The organism is Sphingomonas sanxanigenens DSM 19645 = NX02, from assembly GCF_000512205.2.
GTDB classification, from domain to species: domain Bacteria; phylum Pseudomonadota; class Alphaproteobacteria; order Sphingomonadales; family Sphingomonadaceae; genus Sphingomonas_D; species Sphingomonas_D sanxanigenens.
The window spans coordinates 1927550-1951705 of record NZ_CP006644.1; the positions used below are offsets into that span (position 1 = coordinate 1927550).

The 24156-nt window shown below is 63.5% G+C and carries 20 protein-coding genes; 12 read left to right on the top strand and 8 right to left on the bottom strand.

Going from position 1 to position 24156, the window contains the following annotated elements:
• Positions 1 to 36: 36 nt before the first annotated feature.
• From NX02_RS08835 to NX02_RS08870, 8 genes are all read left to right on the top strand, one after another.
• Positions 37 to 837, top strand: a complete 801-nt coding sequence (locus NX02_RS08835; RefSeq protein WP_025291838.1) for a universal stress protein — start codon at positions 37 to 39, stop codon at positions 835 to 837.
• A 767-nt stretch (positions 838 to 1604) separates the two neighbouring features.
• On the top strand, positions 1605 to 2207 hold the full coding sequence (locus tag NX02_RS31390) for an RNA polymerase sigma factor (RefSeq protein ID WP_084439188.1): 603 nt from the start codon (positions 1605 to 1607) through the stop codon (positions 2205 to 2207).
• Complete coding sequence (locus tag NX02_RS08845) at positions 2176 to 3186, top strand: FecR family protein (protein WP_025291840.1); 1011 nt, start codon at positions 2176 to 2178, stop codon at positions 3184 to 3186. Before NX02_RS31390 ends, NX02_RS08845 begins: the two co-directional genes overlap by 32 nt.
• A gap of 89 nt (positions 3187 to 3275) precedes the next feature.
• Positions 3276 to 4169 carry a carboxypeptidase regulatory-like domain-containing protein gene (locus tag NX02_RS08850; RefSeq protein ID WP_084717654.1) on the top strand — a complete coding sequence of 298 codons (894 nt, stop codon included), beginning with the start codon at positions 3276 to 3278 and terminating at the stop codon, positions 4167 to 4169.
• A 75-nt stretch (positions 4170 to 4244) separates the two neighbouring features.
• A complete protein-coding gene (gene istA, locus NX02_RS08855) occupies positions 4245 to 5756 on the top strand; it encodes an IS21 family transposase (RefSeq protein ID WP_025291104.1) in 1512 nt (503 codons plus the stop codon).
• On the top strand, positions 5743 to 6471 hold the full coding sequence (gene istB / locus NX02_RS08860) for an IS21-like element helper ATPase IstB (protein WP_025291103.1): 729 nt from the start codon (positions 5743 to 5745) through the stop codon (positions 6469 to 6471). The genes istA and istB overlap by 14 nt, the downstream gene beginning before the upstream one ends.
• A 183-nt stretch (positions 6472 to 6654) precedes the next feature.
• A complete protein-coding gene (locus NX02_RS08865; RefSeq protein ID WP_025291842.1) occupies positions 6655 to 9102 on the top strand; it encodes a TonB-dependent receptor domain-containing protein in 2448 nt (815 codons plus the stop codon).
• A gap of 28 nt (positions 9103 to 9130) precedes the next feature.
• Positions 9131 to 10717, top strand: a complete 1587-nt coding sequence (locus tag NX02_RS08870) for an alkaline phosphatase D family protein (RefSeq protein ID WP_025291843.1) — start codon at positions 9131 to 9133, stop codon at positions 10715 to 10717.
• A gap of 251 nt (positions 10718 to 10968) precedes the next feature.
• Here NX02_RS08870 and NX02_RS08875 read toward each other — a convergent pair whose 3' ends face one another.
• The 7 genes from NX02_RS08875 to NX02_RS08905 form a co-directional block, all read right to left on the bottom strand.
• Complete coding sequence (locus NX02_RS08875) at positions 10969 to 12063, bottom strand: Acg family FMN-binding oxidoreductase (protein WP_245648808.1); 1095 nt, start codon at positions 12061 to 12063, stop codon at positions 10969 to 10971.
• Between the two features lie 26 nt (positions 12064 to 12089).
• On the bottom strand, positions 12090 to 13121 hold the full coding sequence (gene adhP / locus NX02_RS08880) for an alcohol dehydrogenase AdhP (RefSeq protein ID WP_025291845.1): 1032 nt from the start codon (positions 13119 to 13121) through the stop codon (positions 12090 to 12092).
• Positions 13122 to 13198: 77 nt separating this feature from the next.
• Positions 13199 to 14590: an NAD-dependent succinate-semialdehyde dehydrogenase gene (locus tag NX02_RS08885; RefSeq protein WP_025291846.1), complete on the bottom strand. Its 1392-nt coding sequence runs from the start codon at positions 14588 to 14590 to the stop codon at positions 13199 to 13201.
• A 493-nt stretch (positions 14591 to 15083) separates the two neighbouring features.
• Positions 15084 to 16520, bottom strand: a complete 1437-nt coding sequence (ltrA, locus tag NX02_RS08890) for a group II intron reverse transcriptase/maturase (RefSeq protein ID WP_232313873.1) — start codon at positions 16518 to 16520, stop codon at positions 15084 to 15086.
• Between the two features lie 631 nt (positions 16521 to 17151).
• Complete coding sequence (locus NX02_RS08895) at positions 17152 to 18162, bottom strand: zinc-dependent alcohol dehydrogenase family protein (RefSeq protein ID WP_025291848.1); 1011 nt, start codon at positions 18160 to 18162, stop codon at positions 17152 to 17154.
• A 171-nt stretch (positions 18163 to 18333) separates the two neighbouring features.
• On the bottom strand, positions 18334 to 18828 hold the full coding sequence (locus tag NX02_RS32310; protein ID WP_025291849.1) for a hypothetical protein: 495 nt from the start codon (positions 18826 to 18828) through the stop codon (positions 18334 to 18336).
• A 47-nt stretch (positions 18829 to 18875) separates the two neighbouring features.
• Positions 18876 to 19466 (bottom strand): HdeD family acid-resistance protein, encoded by a 591-nt coding sequence (locus NX02_RS08905; protein ID WP_025291850.1) that lies wholly within the window; start codon positions 19464 to 19466, stop codon positions 18876 to 18878.
• Between the two features lie 246 nt (positions 19467 to 19712).
• Between NX02_RS08905 and NX02_RS08910 the strand changes: the two genes are divergently transcribed.
• The 4 genes from NX02_RS08910 to NX02_RS08925 all read left to right on the top strand — a co-directional run bounded on the left by NX02_RS08910 (position 19713) and on the right by NX02_RS08925 (position 22524).
• Positions 19713 to 19916, top strand: coding sequence for a hypothetical protein (locus NX02_RS08910; RefSeq protein WP_157102599.1), 204 nt, complete (start codon positions 19713 to 19715; stop codon positions 19914 to 19916).
• A 180-nt stretch (positions 19917 to 20096) separates the two neighbouring features.
• Entirely contained in the window at positions 20097 to 21134 is a 1038-nt protein-coding gene (locus tag NX02_RS08915) for a zinc-dependent alcohol dehydrogenase family protein (protein ID WP_025291852.1), read from the top strand.
• Entirely contained in the window at positions 21131 to 22255 is a 1125-nt protein-coding gene (locus NX02_RS08920) for a VIT1/CCC1 transporter family protein (RefSeq protein ID WP_025291853.1), read from the top strand. The genes NX02_RS08915 and NX02_RS08920 overlap by 4 nt, the downstream gene beginning before the upstream one ends.
• A 23-nt stretch (positions 22256 to 22278) precedes the next feature.
• Complete coding sequence (locus NX02_RS08925; RefSeq protein WP_025291854.1) at positions 22279 to 22524, top strand: hypothetical protein; 246 nt, start codon at positions 22279 to 22281, stop codon at positions 22522 to 22524.
• A 30-nt stretch (positions 22525 to 22554) separates the two neighbouring features.
• On the opposite strand, the gene scpC is transcribed toward NX02_RS08925, so the two are convergent.
• Positions 22555 to 24069, bottom strand: a complete 1515-nt coding sequence (gene scpC, locus NX02_RS08930; protein WP_025291855.1) for a succinyl-CoA:acetate CoA-transferase ScpC — start codon at positions 24067 to 24069, stop codon at positions 22555 to 22557.
• Positions 24070 to 24156 lie beyond the last annotated feature (87 nt).

Here is a 24156-nt window from a genome sequence, read left to right on the forward strand (position 1 = left end):
CGCCGCGCCGCAGCGTTCACATTCTGGAGCAACCCCATGAAGAACATTCTGCTGCTTGTGCATGACGATGCCGGTCAGGAGGCGCGGCTTCAGGCGGCGCTCGACATCACCCGGGCCCTGCAAGGCCATCTCAACTGCGTCGATGTGGCGTTGATGCCGATGCTCGCGGGGGATTATGATGCAACCGGCGCGACGATGCTGCTTGCCGACGAGCGCGAGCGCGAAGCTCAGAACCGCACGAGGCTGGAGGAGCGCCTCGCGCGCGAGGCGATACAATGGGATTGGATCAATGCCGTTGGTGACATGGCGGAATGCATCACCCGTGCCTCGGGTCTCGCCGATCTGATCGTGGTCAATCGCAAACTCGACGCCTTTGCGACGCCCGACATGCGCGGCATCACCGGGACCATCGCCATACGGTCCCGCAAGCCGCTGGTTGCCGTTCCGGACGATAGCCGCGCCTTCGATACCGCGGGGACGGCACTGATCGCCTGGGATGGGTCGGCGCCCGTAATGAGGACGATGCAGGCCTGCGTCCCGTTGCTGAAACTCGCCGCCTCCGTGCGCCTCTTCACGGTGGATGACGGCTCGGAAGCGGTCCCGGCGGAGGAGGCCGCCACCTATCTGTCCCGTCACGATATCCACGCGTCGATCGAGCGTGTCGACGGACTGGATCGCAAGGCGGACACGCTGATCGCGGAGGCATGCGAGGCGTCCGGCGCCGCCTATTGCCTGATGGGTGCGTATAGCCATGGACGGCTCGCCGAGACTTTGTTCGGCGGCGTCACACGGCGTCTGCTCGAGAGCTGCAGGCTGCCACTCGTGCTCGGGCGCTGAAGTCACGCGGACGCGCTATGAGCCACCGCCCAGTCTTGCGGCAAACTGGCTGAATGACGGAGCAACTGACGCTGGCTCAACACCGACCTGGAATGGCCGGTTATCAGGGCTGGCCGAACTGAACCATGCGCCGCCTACGTGGTCGGTCCAGGCCAAGTTGTCATCCGAGAAGATGCTGTCCGTTCCAGCCGACGAAGCGTTGGGGCGGCAAAACGTCAACTTGGCGCTCCGATGAGATATCGGCGGGGGAAGTCGCTGCGCAGGTGGGCGCAGAGGACGGGCGATTATCCGGAGTCCGCTTGCGATATCCCACTCGAAAAGCGCAGGCTCCGGTGGGATCCCCCGATGCCATGAATCATCACCATCGGCGTGCTGAGGCCGCATTCGGCATGTTCGAGCGCACCGAACGGTGTTGGGGTCCCAGCACTACCATGCCCTCCAGGCGACGTTTCGCATGAGCGAGGTCGCGCAAGAATGCCTATTTTGTTCCCGCCCCTGCTGTGGGACGGCGAGCACGCCGAGCGCACGACGCCGCGTGACCATCTGCGGTTTGCGGTGACTGTCCCTTGTGTCGTCACCCGACAGCATCTTCATGCGTGGATGAACCCGGTCCAGGTCTTCAAATGTCGATTGTTGGATGGCGGAGACAAGCCTGACTGTCACAATTCAATTCTACTACGGCGCGAATCGAAGCGGCGCTGTCAGGGCCTCCACCGGCATCAGGCATTCCCGCAGAAGCCCAAGTTCCACTCTTCTCCGGATAATGGATGCACAGTCTAGATAGGGAGCGAACGCGCTGGTTCCTGCGGCATATTCTGCCGCATGAGGCGGCGCTGCGCGGCTGGCTTGTCAGACGCGCTGTGGTCGGCATCGATATCGATGACATCATCCAGGAATCCTACACGGTCCTCGCAGAAATGGACTCGGTCGATGCGATCCGCTTTCCCAAGGCCTATTTGTTCCAGATTGCCCGCTCGCTGATCGTACGTCACATCCGGCGCGCGCAGATCGTGTCGATCCAGGCCGTCGACGATCTGGAGAGGCTCGACTATCCCGACGATGCTCCATCTCCAGAACAATGCGCTATCGGCCGCGACGAGTTGGGACGGTTGGCGGTAGCGATCGCGGCGATGCCACTCAAAACGCGTGAAGCCTTCATCCTGCGGCGTGTCGAAGGCTTTTCTCAGCGTGAAATAGCTGCTCAGATGAGAATCTCCGAGAATACGGTCGAAAAACATATATCGCGCGGTGTCCGGTTCTTGATTGATTGGCTTGGTCATGGCGGAAAGACCCGTTCTCAAACCTCTAGGGATACGGATTCGGAGATTGCCTCGTTAGATGGCCGAGCGAGAAACAAGTCACAGCATTGACCAGGCAGCCTCCGATTGGACCGCGCGGCTGGATCGCGGCGCGCTGGCTCCCGCGGAAGAAAAGGCGTTTGAAGCCTGGTTGAGTGGAGATCCGCGCAGGCGGGGCGCGTTCCTGCGCGCTCAGGCCGTATCCATGATGAGCGAGTCTGCACAGGCTCTGGGACCGCATTTCGACCCCGCGCCCTTCGAGGCACCGAAAGCGCCGGTGGGGTCGCGTGTCTCGAGGCGTCAGGCGCTCGCCTGGGGAGGCGGTGCGGTGGCGGTAGCGTCGATGATCGCGGTCGGCATCAGCGTCCCGGCATGGGGCGCGATCACGACCGGCCGGGGCGAGATTCGGCTGGTCCCGCTCGAAGACGGTTCGACGGTCTTGCTGAACACCGAAACCAGAATCCGGGTGCGCTACGACAATTCCGAGCGCGTGGTGACATTGATCGAAGGCGAGGCCTATTTCGCCGTTACCAACGATCCGAAGCGCCCGTTCCGTGTCGATGTAGGCGACCGTCATCTGAGCACGTCCCGTGCAGCTTTCCGGGTTCGCAAGCTCGACAACGATCCAATCGATGTCCTGGTCGATCATGGACAAGTCGATATGGCTTCCCCATCGCAATCGCTCACGTCTCCACTGGTCCTTGCAGCGAACACGCGGCTGATCCTGGCTCGCCCGGGTTCCGGTGGGTCAACTCTCCCCGAACATGCACAGAGCGTCACGTCGGATTTTGTTTCCCGCGAGCTGGCTTGGCGCGAGGGCAAGATCGCCTTTGAAGGCGAGACGCTGAAGGAGGCCGCGAATGCCTTCGCCCGCTACAGCGACACCAGGATCATGATCCGCGATCCGGCCCTTGCGCGGGAACCCGTCACTGGCCTGTTCGCGGCGAACGATCCGGCCGGCTTTAGCCGAGCGATTGCCCGCGTGTTCGATGCGCAGGTCAGGCAGAGTGGAGACACTATCATCCTGACGCGGAGCGCAGCAGCGCCGTAAAAATTTCAAACCCCGATGGCGGAACCGGCTCGCTGAAGTCTCTCAGCCGCAAGCATTGCGATACGCGCAGCCAGTAGGGGCAAGCAACAATGAATCTTCGCCGTTCCGTCCTGTCGTCCGGGGCCGCCTTCGTCGCGCTCGCTATGAGCTGCCCGGCCTTCGCCCAGGAGAGAAGCTTCGACATTCCCGCTCAGCCGGCGGTTCGCGCGATTCCGGAACTGGCCCGCCAGGCTCAAGTGCAAATCGTCGCTCCTGCCAGGGATCTCGAAGGCATTCGTACACCTGCCGTCAAAGGGCGCATGGACGTCCGGACTGCGCTGCGAAGACTGATCGCCGGAACGCCGCTTCGCATCGATACCGATGATGGCCAGATCATTACACTTCGCTCGGCGGGCAAAGGCGCGGCGCTGCGCAAGAAGGCGGGAGAACGGGTTGAGGTTGGTGTCATTGTCGGTCGGGTGATCGATCCGGCGACCGGTGAGTATAAGCGCGATGCGATCATTCGCCTTATCACGGCTGCCGGCGAGCGCCAAACCGTCGCCTCGAACGAAGGCGGTGAGTTTCGGATCCTGGACGTGCCGACCGGCTCGGCTAAAGTCACGGTCAGCTTTACCGGCTACGCGGACCAGGCGTCCGCCGTCCAGGTGATCGCCGGCAAGACGGTGACGCTGGATTTCGCGCTCCTGGCGCCCGGGGAGGAGGCGAGGGGGCCAGAGATTGTCGTGACCGGCGGGCGGGAAGGCGACGCGCGCGCAATCATGAGCCAGCGCCGCTCGATGAACATCACCAACAACCTGTCGTCGGAATCGTTTGGAGAAGTGTCCGAAGGCAATGTCGGCGAGTTCCTGAAATTCATGCCCGGCGTTGTCACGCAGAACCAGGGCGGAGCCGACGATACGGTGCGGTATGTCGGGCTGCGCGGCCTGCCGCCCGAATACACGTCTGTGGATCGGCGTGGAAAAAGGACCCCGGTAGCGGGGTGATCGGCGTCGAAAAAGGACCCCTCATCCCGGTGGTCTAGGCTGTTCGCTTGGCAGGTGTCAGGCGGCGAGATCGGGATGTTGGTATTGGAGACGGTGTTGAGGATCCGGCGCGAGCACGCGGCGGGGAAAGCCATCAAGGCGATAATGCGCGACCTGCATCTGTCACGTGGGGTGGTGCGCAAGGCGATCCGGTCGCCGGAGGCGGACATGGGCTACCGACGCGAGGTTCAGCCGCTGCCGAAGATCGGACCATTCCAGGTGCGACTGGATGCGCTGTTGAAGGAAGACGAGGCACGGCCGCGGCGCGAGAAGCTGCGCATCACGCGTATCCACGACCTGCTGCTGCGCGAGGGGTTTGACGGCTCGTATGATGCGGTGCGTCGCTATGCGGCCCGCTGGCGGCAGGCGCGGCGTCGCGACGTGATGGATGCGCCGGCGTTCATCCCGCTGCTGTTCCGGCCGGGCGAGGCCTATCAGTTCGACTGGAGCCATGAGGACGTCGAGATCGCGGGCAAGCCGATGCGCGTGAAGGTCGCGCATGTGCGGCTGTGCGCGTCGCGAGTGATATACGTGCGAGCCTATCCCCGCGAGACGCAGGAGATGCTGTTCGACGCGCATGCGCGGGCGTTCGCCTTTTTCGGGGGCGTGCCAACGCGCGGCATCTACGACAACATGAAGACCGCGGTGACGAGCGTGTTCACCGGCAAGGAGCGGGTCTTCAACCGGCGGTTCCTGGTCATGGCCAACCACTACATGGTCGAACCGACGGCATGTTCGCCGGCAGCCGGTTGGGAGAAGGGTCAGGTCGAGAACCAGGTGCAGACGGCACGTGGCCGGTTCTTCCAACCACGCCTGCGCTTTGCCAGCATTGAGGAGCTGAACGGTTGGCTGGAGGCGGAGTGTCGCCGTTGGGCGGACACGCACCAGCATCCCGAGCAGAAGGAACTGACGGTCGCTCAGGCCTGGGCTGCGGAGCGCAGCGTGCTTCAGCCCGTCGTCGCGCCCTTCGACGGGTTCTACGAGAGCGAACACGCGGTGAGCGGCACGTGCCTGATAAACTTTGACCGCAACCGCTACTCGGTCATGGCCAAGGCGGTGCGGCGCGCGGTCCAGGTCCGTGCCTATGCCGACCGCATCGTCGTGCGCTGCGACGGCGAGGTCGTTGCCGACCATCCCCGGTTTTTCGGACGCGACCGGACCATCTACGACCCGTGGCACTATCTGCCGGTGCTGGTCACCAAGCCCGGCGCCTTGCGCAACGGTGCACCATTCCAAAACTGGGAGTTGCCACCTGCGCTGTCGCGGCTCCGGCGCAAGCTAGGCGCTGGCGATGATGCTGACCGGCGGTTCGTGCGGGTGCTGGCGGCGGTGCTCGACGACGAGCTGAACCTCGTCGAGGCGGCTGTACGCGAGGCGTTGCTGGCCGGCGTCACCAGCGACGATGTCATCCTCAACATACTGGCCCGCAGGCGAGAACCGCCTCGACCGTTGGCCATCGTCACGGCCGAGGACCTGGCGCTGCGTCATCCGCCTCTTGCCGACTGCACGCGCTACGACAGCCTGCGAGGCCTCCATGCAGCGGCATGAGATGATGACGGCCATGGCGGGTCTCGGCCTGAAGGGCATGGCCAGTGCCTTCGACGAGGCGGTGACCACCGGACTACAGCGCAAGCGCACGACGATGGAGATCCTGACCGACCTGCTGCGTGCCGAGGCAACCCACCGCCATGCAGCGTCGGTCCGATACCGGATGTCGGCCGTCAGGTTGCCGGCGGTGAAGGATCTCGACGGCTTCGTCTTCGACGGCACCCCCATCAACGAGGGGCTCGTACGCTCGCTGCACAGCGGCTCGTTCCTGGCGAGCCAGCGCAACGTCGTGCTGGTCGGCGGTACGGGCACCGGCAAGACACACCTGGCCAGCGCCATCACCGCCAACGTCGTGCGGGCCGGTGCCCGCGGGCACTACTTCAACACGGTCGACCTCGTGAACCGGCTCGAGGAGGAGAACCGCCTCGGCAAAGCCGGCGCGCTCGCAAAACAGCTCTCCCGCCTCGATGTCGTGGTGCTGGACGAGCTCGGCTATCTGCCCTTCGCCCGCTCAGGCGGTCAGCTGCTCTTCCATCTGGTGAGCAAGCTCTACGAGCGCACCTCGGTCATCGTCACGACGAACCTCGCCTTTGGCGAGTGGCCAACCGTCTTTGGTGACCCGAAGATGACCACCGCGCTGCTCGATCGCATTACCCACCATTGCGACATCGTCGAGACCGGCAACGACAGCTGGCGCTTCAAACACCGCAGCTGACGCAAGGGACTACCGGCAGAAGACGCTTCGCGCTGGTTGCGCCTCCGGTCGAGCTACGCCCGCCCTACGCCGCAACCAGCGCGAACGGCACGCCCGCCATACCTGTCACGCAGCTCGACGAAGGGGGTCCCTTTTGCACGCCGATAGGGGGTCCTTTTTGGACGCCGATTGACATACACGTCCGTGACCATCAACGGAATCAGCGTCGCGGGAGCGGATGCAAACGAAGGCGCAAACAGTTCGCGGGCTTTCAGCTTCGAGCAGGCGTCGCTCAGCAGCATCGACTCTATCGAGATTTCCAAGACGATCAGCGCCGATGTCGATGCCAATGCTCCCGCCGGCACCATCAACCTGCGAACCAAACGCGCCTTTGACCGCAAGGGGAGGCGGATCGTCGCGTCCTTGAATGCCACCACGCAATCGGACCTGTGGGACAACCGGCGCGCAGGGCCGACCGAAAAGAGCGGCAATGGGCGTTTCCGGCCAGGTGGCTCGATCGAATATTCGGACGTGTTTCTCGACGGGCGCCTCGGAGTCCTGGCGAGCGCCAGTCTGTCGCGCACACATACGGAATTCGAGACAGTCCAGAATGGATGGAACTATGCGCCCACAGCCGCAAGCCCGTTTCCCCTCGCGTCGGCCACGCTCACGAGCCGCGTGACCGCCCAGGAAGTCTCGCGCTTCTCCACCAACGTCACGGTCGATTTCAAGGCGAGCGACAGCCTGACGCTTTCGCTCATGTCGATGTACAACCGGTCCTATAATCTCTCGGACCAGCGAACCTTCACCTTCACCAGCGGCGCCCGCGCACGTGGGCTGGTCGGCGACCCGGCTTTCGATTTCACGACGCAGCAGCTCGCCACGGCGAACACAGTGACGGCCGGCTCGATCACGATTGCCAAGAAGGGCAGTGGCCTGACACTGGTTCCCAGCTTCGAGTTCCGGCAAAACCGGCTCACACTCGATGGCAACTTTGCCTATACCAACTCGCGCAGCAGCTATGATCCGCTGGGCAAGGAAGGCGCGGTCTTCAACCTTGCCAACGCGCCGACCGTCGGCGGCAATTTCTCGGCACAGCGCAGCAAAGACTATCTCGCAGCAGACTGGGCCGTGCATCAGGTGAGCGGCGCCGACTGGAGCAATCCGTCGAGCTACACCATGTCCTCGACCATCCTTAATACCCAGGACGGACGATCGGCGTACGTCGAGCGCATGGGTGGCGGGCTGAACCTCACGGTAGACGTCCCCTTCGGCTTTGCGCCGGTGACGTTTAAGACGGGTGCGAAAATCCAGCGCAGTGCCTATGAATATGAAAACCAGCGCGAAGCTTACCGCTATCAATATACGGGGCCGCTCAGCACTGCCGAATTCCTGTCTCAGATCCAAAGCAGTACGCCGCTGACCTTCAACAACTCCGGCTTCAGCTATACCTCGCTTTCCGGGTCTCCCGACCTGTACATGCCGAGCAACTATCTGCTTGGACGGCTCTTTCTCGACCACCCCGATCAGTTCGTCCACACGATGACGGCGACCAATTATTACAACGCCTTCATCGCCAACAGCCGACACTTTGAGGAAGACACCAACGCGGCCTATTCCATGGCGACGTCACAGCCCGCCGACTGGTTGAGCGTGCGCGCCGGCTTGCGGTGGGAACAGACCAAGACACGATCGCTCGAGCCCGATCCGCTGAGTGCGGCCGAAATGACGGCCGCTGGCTATGCTGTATCCGCCTCGACGGGGCAGGCGACCACGGTCGACGGCATCAAGCATCAATATGAATCGCGCGGCAGGGTCGCTCGCAAGGGCAGCTATGACTATTTCTTCCCCAGCGCCTCGGCTAAATTCTCGATCTTCCGCAACACCGACCTGCAGCTCGGCTACAGCCGCACCATCCGTCGACCCGAAGTCAGCGTCCTGGCGGGCGTCTGGACGGTCAATGAGACGGCCCAGACCGTGACCGCTCCGAACCCTGGTCTGACGCCTGAGATTTCCGATAATTTCTCGGTCAGGCTGGCCCAATATTTCGAACCGGTCGGCCTGATCGCGGTCAATTATTTCCGCAACAAGCTCAAGGGGGCCTTTCAGACCCAAGAGCTAACCGCTCGGGAATTCGGCTACACCGGCACCGAATTTGCCGACTATCTCTTCCGCACCACGACCACGGTCGGCGACGGGACGATCGATATCGAGGGCGTCGAGCTCGAACTCAACTATTCGCTCGAGCGCCTGCTGCCGTCTCCATTCAAGGGGCTGACGCTTCGCGGTTCCTATACCTATACCAAGCCGAACGAACCGATCTCGCTGACCCCCCAAAACATGGTGACCGCGGCGCTGGCCTATAAGACGGGTCCGGTGAGGCTTTACCTCAACGCGGTCTGGACGGATGATCGGGCGGGCACGATCTCGACCGGCACCTACGACCGGGCTCGCTGGGACGTCAATCTGTCTGGCAGCTATCAGATCAAGCGTGGCTTTCAGACCTTTTTCGCGGTGCGCAACCTGCTCAGCAAGCCAGCCTATCGCATGGCGCCGGGGGTTGCGAATTTGGCCGGCGTCGCTCCCGACCACGACGCCAATTACAACAATGCTGGCGTCAGCGGCACGGTTGGGGTGCGCGCGACTTTCTGAACGACCTCCAACCGAATGGAACGACCCGATGGCACAGTACAACCTCGATCGTCGCAAGCTGCTGGTGAGGGCGGGAGGCCTGGTCCTGTTCGCGGGGTTGAGCCCGATCGAGAGCGCTTGGGGCAGCCCGAAATTCGCCGACTATCCCTTCTCTCTGGGCGTCGCTTCGGGCGATCCCTGGCCAGACGGCTTCGTGATCTGGACGCGCCTTGCCCCCAGCCCGGTGGAGCAGCATGGCGGCATGCCGATGCTGGGCGTTCCGGTCCGCTGGGAAGTGGCCGAGGACGAGCATTTTGCCCGGATCGTCCGCTTCGGTGAAGCGATCGCACGTCCCGAACTCGCTCATAGCGTCCATATCGAGGTGGAAGGGCTGCAATCCAGGCGGCCTTACTGGTATCGTTTCCTGGTCGAAGGTGCCGAGCCGAGCCCGGTTGGTGTGGCCCGCACGGCGCCTGCGGCCGGCACCTTGCCGGATCGCGTTCGTCTCGGGCTCGCCGGTTGTCAGTCCTACCCTCAAGGCTGGTACGGCGCTTATCGGCATTTGAGCCGGGAGCCGGATCTCGACGCGATTTTCCACTATGGCGATTATATCTATGAGAATGGGCGTCATAGTAGCATCGTCATCACGGACGGCACCGGCAAAATCGTCGACCGCACGCATTCCAGCGATGAAATCTACAGCCTGGACGATTATCGAAACCGCTACGCGCAGTACAAGGCCGATGCAGACCTGCAGGCCGCCCACCATGCGTCGGCTTTCATTGTCTCATTCGACGATCATGAGGTGGATAACAACTGGGCATCGGCGTTCGACCAGGACGGCACGCCGCCCGAGGCGTTCCTTTTGCGCCGCTACGCCGCAATGCAGGCATGGTACGAGCACATGCCGGTGCGCAAGGCCCAGTTTCCACGTCCCGACGGCCTGACCATGTATCGTCGGCTCGATTATGGTCGGCTGTTCCGCATGCATGTGCTCGACACCCGCAGCTACCGCAGCGATCAACTCTGCGAGAGGCAGGGCGAGCGCGCCTGCCGGATCCATGACGCGCCAGACTCGACCATCATGGGCTCGGCCCAGGAAACCTGGCTCGGCGAGGGGTTGCGCAATGATGCCCGCTGGAATCTCATCGCCCAGCAGGTGCGCGTGATGCCGATGGTCAGGCGGGCAGCCGATGGCTCGCCCGCACCGGCGGCCACTGATACCTGGAGTGGTTATCCGGCCGCGCGGGCCCGGCTGGTGCAAGCCATCACAGATCGCAAGCTGACCAACGTGGTGATCGCCACTGGAGATTCTCATATTCACAACGTCGGCGTGGTGCCACTGCGCGACGATGAATTGGACGGCCCTGCGGCTGCCACCGAGTTCCTCGGCACATCGATTACATCCGGCGGCGATGGCGCGCGAGAAACTGCGACGAGCAGGGCGCTGATGGCCAACAACCCCCATTTCGCCTTGGTCAATCAGCAGCGTGGCTATCAGACTTTCGACGTGACGCCCAAAGAGTGGCGCACCGACGTCAAGGTCATGGATCAGGTGCAGTCACCGGACGGAAAGCTGAGCACCCTGACACGGTTCACCGTAACCCCGGACGAATCGAAACTTCACGTCAGCTAAGCATCCGGCGCCGATCGCTTACTTAGTGCCGCCTCGCCATATGCTCGGGCCACCCAACTCTCCGGTGTGGCGCACAGTATCGGCCTCGCCGGCACGGGATAGAGCAATCCCGGCAAGGCCCCTACACCGCTCAACGTGCGCTGCAACGAGCCGATCCTCGCCGAAGTGCGCCGACCAGTAAATATCGCTGCAGGGCCCGATTCCGCCAGCCGCGCCAAGGGCCGGCGAGATGATAAGGCAAGCCGCGGGCTTTATTCGGACCGCGCCGATAGCGGCGATACCACTGCATTCACCGGTCTGCGCGCGGAGAAAGGCATCTCAATCCCGTATCCGAAGCGTAGAACGACGTCGGGTCGCCGGCCGGGCAGGCCGACGAGCCGCGCAAGCTCAGACTGCAAGGCGACCACCTCGACAGGCTGATTGATGAAGGCGTGCTTGAGCCCCAACGCAGTCGCCTGCAGCGCGAAGCGCTGGCATGCGCGCCCAACCTGCACCCAATGGGCCTTGTCGTTGCGCTCCGACACGAAAACGGCGATTCCCGCCGACGAGCGAATCTGACTGGTGTATCGATCATTCTCCGAAGCGACGCGGAACGCCAGATCGAACAGCAACTTGCCCAACCAGGCCGGGGCGGTCGGATTGCCGGTCGTGGCGCTGAACAGCCCGTCGCCCCATTCGAGCGCTTGCCGGGGATTGAACCGAATCCAACGCTTCAACTCATGCACGAACGCGGGATCGGCCATCTGGGCGCGATTGCCGACGAGGACGAGATCGAGCACCTGTTCAACTCGTGAACGCTCCGACAGCAAGATCAGATCGACGCCTGGAACCTGTGCGGCGGCGGCGAGCATAGCCAGATCAGCGGCGGCGACCGACCGGCCGTCATAATCGGCGCGTGTCGACTGGCGTTTCGGGATCGCCTCGAAGAGCGACGATCGCACCGGTGACGCAGTGTCGAAGTCAAAATGCACGGCGCCTTCTCCGTCGGAGTCTAACCGCAGTTCGCCCCCATGGCCCCGAGCGGCGGCGGCGAGCGCGAGATTCTCGGCGGCGCAGCCCAAGCTGACGAAGAGATGGTGATCATCGGGATCGACGACCGGCGTGCGCCGCTCGAAATCGGGCAGGATCGTGATGCGGCGGCGTTCGAGGTGGAAACGCCAGGGTTGGGTGTTGTGGCCGCTGGCGGCCAGCGTCGCATAGCGGACCAGGTCCACCAGCTGCGGATGCTCCGCAAGGACGGCGCGCTGCGCCGCCATCCTTGCTGCATAGTCGGTCATCGAGCCGGTGTCCGAGAAGCCGAACGCGGCAGCGCCCCCTACGGCCAGCACGCCGCCGCCGATCACCATCTGCCGTCTGTTCATCCGGCGATCGCCTATGCCTTCTCGAAATCGATGACGATGCGGCCCTCGATCTCGCCGCGATGCATGCGGCCGAAGATGTCGTTGATGTTCTCGAGCGTGTCGGTCGCAACGGTCGCATGAACTTTGCCGTCGGCGGCGAAGTCCAGCGCTTCCTGAAGGTCGAGGCGGGTGCCGACGATCGACCCGCGCACCGTGATGCCGTTCAGCACAGTGTCGAAGATCGACAGCGGGAAATCGCCGGGCGGCAGGCCGTTGAGCGATACGGTGCCGCCGCGCCGCACCATGCCCATCGCCTGCTGGAAGGCCTTGGGCGAGACCGCGGTCACCAGCACGCCCTGCGCGCCGCCGATTTCCTTCTTGATGAACGCCGCGGGATCGGTGCTCAGCGCGTTGACCGTCAGCGTCGCGCCCAGCTCCTCGGCGAGCTTCAGCTTGGCATCGTCGATATCGACCGCGACGACGTTAAGCCCCATCGCCTTGGCATATTGGACCGCCATATGGCCGAGTCCGCCGATGCCGGAGATCGCCACCCAGTCGCCTGGCTTGGTGTCGGTGACCTTGAGCCCCTTATAGACCGTCACGCCCGCGCATAGGATCGGAGCGATTTCGACGAAGCCGATATTGGCGGGGAGGTGGCCGACATAATTGGGATCGGCGAGGACATATTCGGCGAAGCTGCCATTGACCGAATAGCCGGTGTTCTGCTGGTCCTCGCACAGGGTCTCCCAGCCGCCCAGGCAGTGCACGCAATGCCCGCAGGCGGTATAGAGCCAGGGAACGCCGACGCGGTCGCCTTCCTTCACATGGGTGACGCCGGAGCCGACCGCGACGACATGGCCCACACCCTCGTGGCCCGGGATGAAGGGCGGGTTGGGCTTGACCGGCCAGTCGCCCTCGGCGGCATGGAGATCGGTATGGCAGACGCCGGTCGCGGCGATCTTGACGAGAATCTGGCCGGGGCCGGGCATGCGCACCGCCACTTCCTCGATGACCAGCGGCTTGCCGAATTCGCGGACTACGGCCGCCTTCATTGTCTTTTCCATGATCGTGCCTCGAAATTGGGGTAGGGGGTGCCCGCGGCCTGTCTCCTGGGGGTGAGGCAGGCTGCGGACGAGCAGGTTCAAAAGGGGGCGTCGATGTCGACGACGTCGATTAACTTGTGGTTGACGAACTCCTTGATGCCGAGCCCGAGCAACTCTCGGCCATAGCCGGAGCGGCGGACGCCGCCGAACGGAAGGTCCGCCTTCACCATCGTCGGGTGGTTCACGAACACCATGCCGGTCGAGATGCGCCGCGCCACTTCGGCGCCATGCTTCGTGTCCGACGTAAACACCGAGCCGCCCAGCCCGAACGGTGAATCATTGGCGATCCGGACCGCATCGTCCTCGTCCTTCGCGCGAAACAACATCGAGACGGGGCCGAAGAATTCCCAATAGCGCGCCGGATTGTCCTCGCCGATATCGGTGAGGATGGTCGGCCGCACGAAGGCACCCTGATTGGGCGCGTCGGGTCCAACCGGCATTGCCCTGGCGCCATGCTCGACCGCACGCGCGATCATGTCCTTGAGATCGTCCGCTGCCTTCTGGGACGAAAGCGGCGCGAGCGTCGTCTCAGGATCGAACGGGTCGCCCATCCGCAGCGCGGCAACACCCTTGGTATAGCGATCGAGAAAATCGTCATAAACCTCATCGACGATGATCATGCGTTTCGACGAGACACAGACCTGACCCCCGTTCCAGTGCCGGCCGAACACCGCCCATCTGACGGTCTTCTCGAGGTCGGCGTCCTTGAGGACGACAAAGGCATCGGCGCCGCCCAGCTCCATCGTCGATTTCTTGAGCGCCTTGCCGGCCTGCGCTGCCACCACCGCCCCGGCGGCTTCCGAGCCTGTCAGGGCGACGCCGTGGACGCGCGGATCGTTGATGATCAATTCGATCTGCTCGCGGGTGGCATAAAGGTTCTGGAACGCGCCTTCGGGCAAGCCAGCCTCCAGCATCAGCGCCTCGAATGCCGCCGCGCTCTGCGGGACATTGGCGGCATGTTTGAGCAACATGGTGTTGCCCGCCGAGAGCTGTGGCGCGATGATCCGCGCGATCTGATAATAGGGGAAGTTCCAGGGTTCGATCGCGAGCAGCACGCCGAGCGGTTCGTGGACCAGTGTCGCTTCGCCTTCGGCCGGGTCGGCAACCGGGAGCGTCTGTGACGCAAGCAGGCGCTCGGCGTTGTCGGCATAATAGTCGAAGATCGCAGCCGACAGCTCCACCTCGCCCTTTGCCTCGGCCAGCAATTTGCCCATCTCCAGCGTCAGCAATCGAGCATAGCGCTCCACGTCCTTGCGCAGAATGGCTGCGGCGCCACGCATCACCGTCGCACGCCGCGCAAACGCACTATGCCGCCACGACTGGAAAGCGTGGTCGGCCCTCCCGATCGCGAACAGGACGGCGTCATCGGTCGCGTCCGGGAATGTCTTCAGGACCTCGCCGGAATAGGGATTGGTGGTGGCATAGGTCATCGTGCTGTCCTTCTTTTCGTGTGGAGGGACCACTGGATCGGGTGTGGTCCGCCCTCGACGAAGTCATCTTATGCCCCGCAGCGATGCGGAGCGCCGTCCCGTCACGCTTGATGAGCCTTCGGCGCGTTTGTCCCTATGCGGAATGTTACTTAGCCGGGGCACCGAGCGCCGGCGCGGCTGTCAGGCCGCGCTGCGCAGCGCAAACCGCCTGAGCCGTTCGGCGCTCGCGAGATAGACATTGCCATTAACGCGATGGCCCCAATCACCGCTGCTGTTGGGGCGGCGAAGCTGAGCGACCCCGGCCAAGGCAGGAACGGCACGACGAGCGCCGCGGCAAGTCCGGCCAGCGCAGTCAGGGTCAGGGCGATATGTGGGCACTGGCCCAGGCGGGCCGGGCCGTCCGCCGGCCGTCGAGTAGCCGCGGCGGATTACTCCACCGCGGCTCTCTCAGAACCGGACATGCGGACCACGCATCCGGCTCTTTGGGTTGATATCAGAGCGCCAGTACAAACTGGTCATTGACCCGTGGGGGGTTTAACTCGTGCCATCGAGTTTTGAGCGAGATCAGCCGTTCGTGGAACCATGAAGGAGGATAAGCCTTCACAATCCCCGGACGATTTGACTTCGCCCAGCTCCCCTTGCCGCAAAAAGCGGTTCCAGCCGCCGCTTGACGACTGACCCCGCGTGACAACAGGTACCGGAACAAGAAGCGCGGACGCTTCTTTTGACGTACGATGATCGCCCTGAGCCGGCGGCGAACGTGGGCGTCGATGACCCCCAGTTCCGACGGGACCTCTGCGGTGCAGAGGCGGTAATATGCCGACCATCCGTTCAGGTATCGACTGAGTTCGGCCATGCAGGTCATGATTGATCTCCCCCAATTGGGTGGAGTCATTTCCCGTATGGTCGTCATCAACCGACGCTTCGTCTTGCTGGATAACGCGACCTCGATCGAGGACACGCCCTCCGTACAGCGAAAGCAAAAGCCGAGGAAGTGGACCTGCTCCGGTTTCCGGACCGCGCTTTTCTCCTCATTGACCTGAAGGCGCAAACGCTCCTCCAGAAATCGCCGAAGAGATGACATGACCCGGATCCCGGCTCTCTCGCTGCGCACGAAGACGTTGGCGTCATCAGCGTAGCGAACAAAACGCAACCCACGCCGCGCCATTTCCTGATCGAACTCGTCGAGGACGATATTCGACAAAAATGGCGAAAGCGGACCGCCTTGCGGGGTTCCTTCAACAACTTCGATACGTGTGCCATCCGGCATCACCACGGCTGACTTCAGCATTCGTCGTATCAGGTTGAGGATCCGCCGGTCGGCCACTCGCTGGCTCATTCGATCCAGCAGGCGTTGGTGATGAACCCGGTCAAAAAATTGCGCCAGATCCAGATCGACCACCGTCCGGAAGCCCTCTTCCAAATATCCGGTTGCTTCACCAATTGCCGTGTGAGCACCGCGATTATGAGGGAACCCGTGACTGCCGGGATGGAAGGTTGGCTCAAATATTGGCTCCAGAATCTGGAGGACCGCTTGTTGAACCACCCTCGTTCTCACATTGGGAATGCCAAGACCGCGCTGACCTCCTCCGGGCTTGGAAATCCAGACCCGACGAATATCCCCTGGGTAAAAGCGTTCCGCCAACAGTTCACGACGCAGGTCGGCCAGTAGACGCGGAGCTTTCGCTTCGGCCTCCTCAACCGTCTGGCCGTCAATTCCCGGTGCACCCTTATTGCGTACAACAGACAGCAGCGCCCGGGCGAGATTTGCCTCGGATGCCACCGCTTCCAGCAGCCGATCCGAATCGGCTGCCCGGGTGAAAGAACTTGCCATGGTTTTGTGCTTCGCTGTGTGCAGTAGCCATGAACGATGCTCGGGTTCGCCCGAGCCTCCTTCATCGCCACCCCCTCGCGGGCTGTCGGCGAACACGAAGCCCAATTGATGATGTCCTTTCCTTCTCAACCCATCTCTCCCTTTGCTCAGCCGACTTTCACCGGCTTCATCGCTCCTACGGAGAGATCCGACTTCTGCAGGGGCGTCAGCGGTCGTCGTTTCCTCCTGCCCGCTTACCGCTCACGCGGACCCCAACAGATCTCCCGGGGTAAGAACACTGAATGTCCCGCCGCCGCCGCCCTCATTACCGCCCCGGTCTCGGTTGGATTTTGGGCGTCGCGTTATGAGGCACGCTCACCCGACCGGATCGGCCTGTCCAAGGGTTTACTCGCGTTCGGTGCTGCGGTTCGCCTAAGACTTCTTCCCCACACGACCTCGCGGCATCAGCGCATTGCCGTCTCCCGACGGGCACGCTGCGTGCAGTTGCCTTCGACTTACGGTTGCTACCAACTCGCCCCGTAAAGGACTTTCACCTCCAATCCAGTGCCCATGCCCGGCACACCTCGGCAACGCCGTCGCGCCGCGCTGGCGCCCCCGCGATTTGTCGATGTGCTCGCAGGCCCAAAGATGCACGATGCAACCGGCGCGATGATAGTGTTCTTGCAGGCGTTGAAATCGTCGAAGAACGCGGTGCCGGCGATTTCCGTCACGCACGCGCGTAAGCTTCTCAGGAACGAAATTTCTCCGGATCGGGACAGATTACCGCAGCACCTATCAACCGACCCTCGCGCAACCGTTGCAATGCCTCGTTCGCATGCTCCAGCGTAAACCGTTCGGTCACGGTCCTGATCCCCGCCTTTTCAACCATCTCGAAGAAGGAAGTGCCATCCTCGCGCGTCAGGTTGGCGACCGAGAGGATCGAGCGCTCGCCCCAGAGATCGGCATAGGGGAAGGCAGGAATGTCACTCATATGAATGCCCGCGCAGACAACGCGTCCACCCTTGCGCACGACCTTCAGCGCGGCCGGTACCAGCGCCCCTACGGGCGCAAAGATCAGCGCGGCATCGAGCTGAACCGGAGGCGCGGCCTCGGACGACCCGGCCCAAATGCCGCCAAGCGACCGAGCAAACGCCTGTCCGTCTTCGTCGCCCGGCTTAGTGAAGGCATAGACCTCACGCCCCTGCCATGTCGCGACCTGGGTGAGGATGTGCGCGGCCGCGCCAAAACCGTACAGCCCGATCCGCCGGGCGTCGCCGGCAAGACGCAGTGCGCGCCAGCCGATCAGCCCCGCGCACAATAGCGGCGCTGCCTCGACGTCGGTAAAGCGGTCCGGCAACGCGAAGCAATAGCGTGCGTCCGCGACGACATGACTGGCATAACCCCCATCGCGGGTACAGCCGGTAAACTGTGGCTGATCGCAGAGATTTTCGTGCCCACTCCTGCAATAGCCGCAGACGCCGCAGGTGTAGCCGAGCCACGGAACGCCAACGCGTTGGCCGATCGCGAAACCTGCGGTTTCTTCGCCCACGGCAAGCACCCGGCCGACGATCTCGTGACCCGGGATGATCGGGTAATGGGCGGGGATTTCCCCGTCGAGCACATGGAGGTCGGTGCGGCAGACACCACAGGCCGCCACCTTGATCAGGAGATCCGCCGGACCGGCAACGGGCAACGGCCGCGCGACCATGCGCAGCGGCTTGCCGGGTCCGTCGAGCTGCATGGCATGCATCTGGCCCATGTCACGATCCTATCATTGGCGGTACTATCAGTCTCGCACGGCTTTCCGGGCATCGCGCTAAGTAAACTTACCAGGTTGGTCGCGGATTCGACGCGGCATCCCCTACTTATATCAACCTGCCTGAGAGGCCGGTATGGGGAAGGATCTTGTTGTGATCATCGAGGGCGGCGATCAGTCTGTTCTCGTGGTCCATGTTGAAATTGCCCTTCCCGAACTGCATGGCACTCGTCTTGGGCCGACAATGCTTTCCAAGCGGCAGATGCTTATCGCCGCCTTCGATCCGATGGGATGTTGCTGGCCTGAGCCGGTGTGCGAAGCGGACATGCACATCACCTCGACGAAGTTCGATAGCAGACGACGAGGGCAAGCATTCCGGCCGATGTGCAGCGACTCTGTGACGAACCAGCGGCCCTTCCGAGGCTGGCGAATATCCAGCGCCATTGCTGATTGCTGGGCGTCGGGTACGCCAACGCCCTTGACCCGGCGGGGCCCCGATCCGGCATCATCCGAGGCGATCGCGATCGCCATCGAAAGCGGTAGGGCGACGACCGCGAACGTCAGCGCGGCCACCGCATCTTCCTTAAGCGCGGAAAAGCCGTAGCCTTCGCGCTGCACCGTGATGAGCTTGGCCGTGAACAGCTCTGCGAAGTCTGGCTCACCCATCATGGGCGATCGTGCCTAGGATCGATCCGATTGCCCGTTGCGCCCTAGCGTCAGCCCGAAGCGCGCGTGCCGAACGTGGCGTTACGCAGGGACAGGCCGATCAAGAGGAGGGCGATCCCCTGGAACAGCAGGTCGATGGACAGCACCATCCCGAGAACCCAGATCGAATTAACCGGCCAGCCAAGCGCAATCACCAGCGCGGCGGCGATGCTCGCAACGGCCGAGACGGCCATCCACCCCCAACGGGAGAGCGAGCGCGTTGTAAGCGCGATGAAGAGACGCAGAACGCCGGAGAGTCCGAGCGAGACGGCGAGGAACAGGGTCAGTAGGGTGGCGGCGAACACGGGATCGAGCAACATCGCGGCAGCGGCCGCAAGATAAAGTAATCCGCTGAGAGCCCAAAATGTGAATCGCGTCCTTTTTCTGACGCCGAAGGCATGGATAATCTGGAACGCGCCAGCGACCAGCATGACGGCCCCGACGTAGAAAGTCGCCGCAACGGTCGTGATAAACAGGTTTGCGGACGCAGAGGCGCCCAACAGAACGAGCGCCATGCCGAGCGCCACGAACCAGCCCCATGCGCCGCGCTGCTCGAGCGAAGCCGGGCTGCCGCCGAAGCGCGATCCTTGCGTGTAGATCATGATGTTCGACTCCTATGCCTCTACGGTCCAACGCCCAACGACCGCTTGCTAGACTCCCGCGATCTCCAGCACATTCCGTTTATCTACGGATTGGCGCCGCCCCCCAACCGTTCAGTTCAGCGCAACATTCAAACCAGGTTCTCGTACTGTCGCAGGAGCCGCCAGAAGTCACACCCGGTAAGATATCCGACCCATGACCCATAGCCATATGCGACCAGCCACAGCCTCCAGGTAGGCAGCGGGACGATGTCCTTGGCAACAGTGGTTTCTGGTCCGCGATGCGAATGTCAGGGCCACGACATCACCAATTTCGAGAAGCTTCATCTCGTGGGTGGCGGCTTCGACGGCGCGGGCGAGCCGGACGTTGGTTATGTGCAGCGGCGCCACGCCGATCACACCGAGCAGCCGTCGGATATCCTGTTCGGCGCTGTCCTTGGACTCGTCATCTAGCCAGCCCCACGGGAAAGCCGAACCCTGTCGCGGAGGTCACGAGACGCCGACAGGGTTCGATCCGTTAATCTACGGATAGGTTCGACGCGAGCCCGGGTTCACATCGCTGGTCTTGATCACCGGTCCTGAAGGGCCGCGTCGAGGCACATGTCCAATATTCGGTCACAGAAAGGTTTGTCCATGAAAGCGCTCGTTTATCAGGGTCCAGGCGCCAAGGCGCTCGAGGACCGGCCCAAGCCCGAAATCCGCGACGCCGGCGATGCGGTCGTTCGCATCACTCGGACGACGATCTGCGGGACGGACCTGCACATCCTGAAGGGCGACGTCGCGACCTGCGCGCCGGGCCGCATCCTCGGCCATGAAGGCGTGGGCGTGGTCGAGGCGGTCGGCGCGGGGGTCTCCGTCTTCAAGCCGGGCGACCGCGTGCTCATTTCGTGCGTCACCGCCTGCGGCCGGTGCGACTATTGCCGGCGCGGCATGTATTCGCATTGCACCACCGGCGGCTGGATCCTCGGCAACGAGATCGACGGCACCCAGGCCGAATATGTCCGAATCCCCCATGCCGACACCAGCCTTTACCCGATCCCCGAAGGCGCTGACGAGGAGGCGCTGGTGATGCTGAGCGACATCTTGCCGACCGGCTTCGAGTGCGGCGTGCTCAACGGGAAGGTCGCGCCGGGGGGCAGCGTCGCCATCGTCGGCGCGGGTCCGATCGGGCTCGCGACGCTGCTGACGGCGCAATTCTATTCTCCCGCCCAAATCATCATGATCGATCTCGACGACAACCGACTGGAAGTCGCCCGCCGTTTCGGCGCGACGCATGTCGTCAACAGCGCCGACGGGAAAGCGGCGGACGCGGTGAAGGCGCTCACCGAGGGACGCGGCGTCGACGCCGCGATCGAGGCTGTGGGCATTCCCGCCACCTTCCTGCTGTGCCAGGACATCGTGGCGCCGGGTGGCGTGATCGCCAATATCGGCGTCCACGGCTCCAAGGTCGATCTCCATCTTGAGCGGCTCTGGTCGCACAACATCTCGATCACGACGCGGCTGGTCGACACCGCGACGACGCCGATGTTGCTCAAGACGGTCCAATCGAAGAAAATCGATCCCAAGCTGCTGATCACGCATCGTTTCGCGCTGGCGGACATTCTTGACGCCTATGACACCTTCGGCCGCGCCGCGGCGACCCAGGCGCTGAAAGTGATCATAGAAGCTTGACCACCGGGACCGACCCTGGCGCCCTGCCGCGCTATCGCTCCAATCTTCAGGGCGAGGTCGACGGCGCGGCGGTCTATGCGGCGCTGGCCGAGAGCGAGGCCGATCCAAAGCTGGCCGAGGTGTTCCACCGGCTCGCCGCGGTCGAGCAGGCCCATGGCGAGTTCTGGCGGAAGCGGATCGAAGCAGGCGGCGACCATTTTTCGCCTGCTCCCTCCGCAAGCGCACGCATCCTCTCCTGGTTGGCGAAGCGATTCGGACCGGCTTTCGTCCTGCCGGCGATCGCGGCCAGCGAGGCGCGCGGCAGCACGGCCTATGACGCACAGCCCGAGGCGAAAGCCGCCGGGCTACCGGCCGATGAGCGATCGCATGCCGTGCTGATGCGGGCGGCCGCCGGCGAAGGAGGTCTCTCAGGACCGACGATCGCGCTCCTCGAGGGACGCCACCGTGGCGGCGGCAACACATTGCGCGCCGCCGTGCTCGGGGCCAATGACGGTCTCGTCTCCAATCTCAGCCTCGTGATGGGGGTGGCCGGCGCCGCCGCGGCAGACAATACGCTGCTGCTCACGGGACTTGCCGGTCTTGTCGCCGGTGCCTGCTCGATGGCGATGGGCGAATGGCTGTCGGTCACAAGCTCGCGCGAACTTTACCAGAGCCAGATCGCGACCGAAGCAGAGGAACTGCGCGAGGTTCCTGAGGAGGAGAAGGAGGAACTGATCCTCATCTATCAGGCCAAGGGCATTGCCGAACCGCAGGCGCGCGCGCTGGCGGAGCGGCTGCTGAGCAATGAAGGAACAGCGCTCGACACGCTGGCGCGCGAAGAACTGGGGATCGATCCGGATCAACTCGGCGGGTCCGCATGGACGGCGGCGAGCTGGTCGTTCCTGCTCTTTGCGGGCGGCGCCATCATCCCCGTGGCGCCGTTCCTGCTGCTCTCCGGGCGACCGGCGCTGATTGTCAGCCTGGCCGCCAGCGGCCTTGCTCTCGCGCTGATCGGCGCCGGCACAAGTCTATTTACCGGCCGCTCCGCGCTGTTCTCGGCGGCCCGCCAGCTCGCCATCGGGATTGCCGCTGCCGTGGTCACCTATGGCGCGGGTGCAATCGTGGGCGTTTCGCTCGGCTGAGCGCCTCCATCATCGTGCGGGAGATGGGCGAGGTGTTCCCGCTGCACGGCGGAACGCCTGCAGCCCAGGGTCAAGACCGGAGACCCGAAGCTTCGACGGGTCGTGGGTCGCGACTGGCAGAACAGTACGCTGATTTCACCGCCGGCCTGAAACGCGAACTGGCGGAAATACAGGATGCCAAGATCCGCCAGTGGGCGATCTACGATATGCGGGCGGTCCTGGAAAGCGACAAGAAGGTCAGGGGCGAGCGGGCCGCTCGGCGGCGTTGAGAGACGAGGATTCCAGGGACTCGCGCTCGATCAGGCCATCATCGTGCCCGTCTCCACGAAGCGCAGGTGCCATGACAGGGCTTCAGCCAACAGGGACGGCGAGTGCTTGCCGTAGGATGACCGCAAGGCCCGCTCGAAATAATCGGACAGCGCCGGCCTGTAGCGAGGATGCGCGCATTTCTCGATGATCAGTCGCGCGCGCTGCTTGGGCGAGAGACCGCGCAGGTCGGCCAGCCCCTGCTCGGTCACGAGTATCTGAACATCCTGGTTGATGTGGTCGACATGGCTCACCTGCGGCACGATGGCCGAGATCGCCCCGCGCTTGGCGAGCGAGGGCGTCATGAAGATCGACACATAGGCGTTGCGCGCGAAATCGCCCGATCCGCCAATGCCGTTCTGGATGCGCGAGCCCATGACATGAGTGGAATTGACGTTGCCGTAGATGTCGGCTTCGATCAGCCCGTTCATCGCGATGCAGCCCAGCCGGCGGATCAGTTCGGGATGGTTGCTGATCTCCTGTGGACGCAACACCATCTTGTCCCTAAAACGCTCCATGTCGGCGTTGAGACCTGCGGCTGCCTCGGGGCTGAGCGAGAAGGCCGTCGCGGAGGCCATGCGCAGCTTGCCGGCAGCAAGCAGGTCCAGCATCCCGTCCTGGATCACCTCGGTATAGGCGGTCATGTCCTCGAACGGGCTGTCGACAAGGCCCGTCAGCACGGCGTTGGCGATGTTACCCACCCCCGACTGGATCGGCAGCAGGGACGCAGGCAATCGGCTCCGCGCGACCTCATGACGGAAGAACTCCAGCAGGTGCCCGGCTATGGTCAGCGCATCCTCGTCGGGCGCCTTGAACGGCAGGTTGCGGTCGGGCGCGTCCGTTTCGACGATGGCGACGATTTTGGCGGGGTCGCACCGGAATCCAGTCTCGCCGATCCTGTCATCCGGCCGCACGAGCGGGATCGGCACGCGGTGCGGGGGCAGGGCGGTGCCATAATAGATGTCGTGCATGCCTTCGAGAGCCGGGTTCTGCCAGCTGTTCACTTCGAGGATGACCTGGCTCGCCCGGTCCAGCCACGTCTTGTTGTTGCCGACCGACGACGACGGAATCAGCGACCCGTCCGGCCGGATACCGCTGATCTCCACCAACGCCGTGTCCAGCGGACCCAGGAAGCCCTGCCATGCCATCGGCGCGACCTGGCTCAGATGCATGTCGAAATATTCCATCTCGCCGCGGTTGATCTTTTCGCGGGCGATCGGGTCGGAATTATAGGGCAGGCGGAACTCGATGCCGTCGGCCCTGGCCAGCGCACCGTCGAGTTCGGGCCCCGTCGAGGCGCCGGTCCAGACGCGCAGCGAGAAGGGGTTGCCTGCCGCATGCTCGGCCTCGATCCGTTCCGCAAGGGCGAGCGGGACCGCCTTGGGATAGCCGGAACCCGTGAAGCCGCTCATGCCCACCGTGGTGCCGGGCGCGATCAACCGCGCGGCATCCTGCGCGCTCATCAGCTTCGAGCGCAGCGCGTCGCAACCAATACGTCGTTCTCTCACCGTTCCGAATCTCCAATCATGTCCAAGGTGCCTGCAAGCATTGATGAAAGAAGGCCTTTGCACCAGCGCCGTGCGGCGCGTACGGCC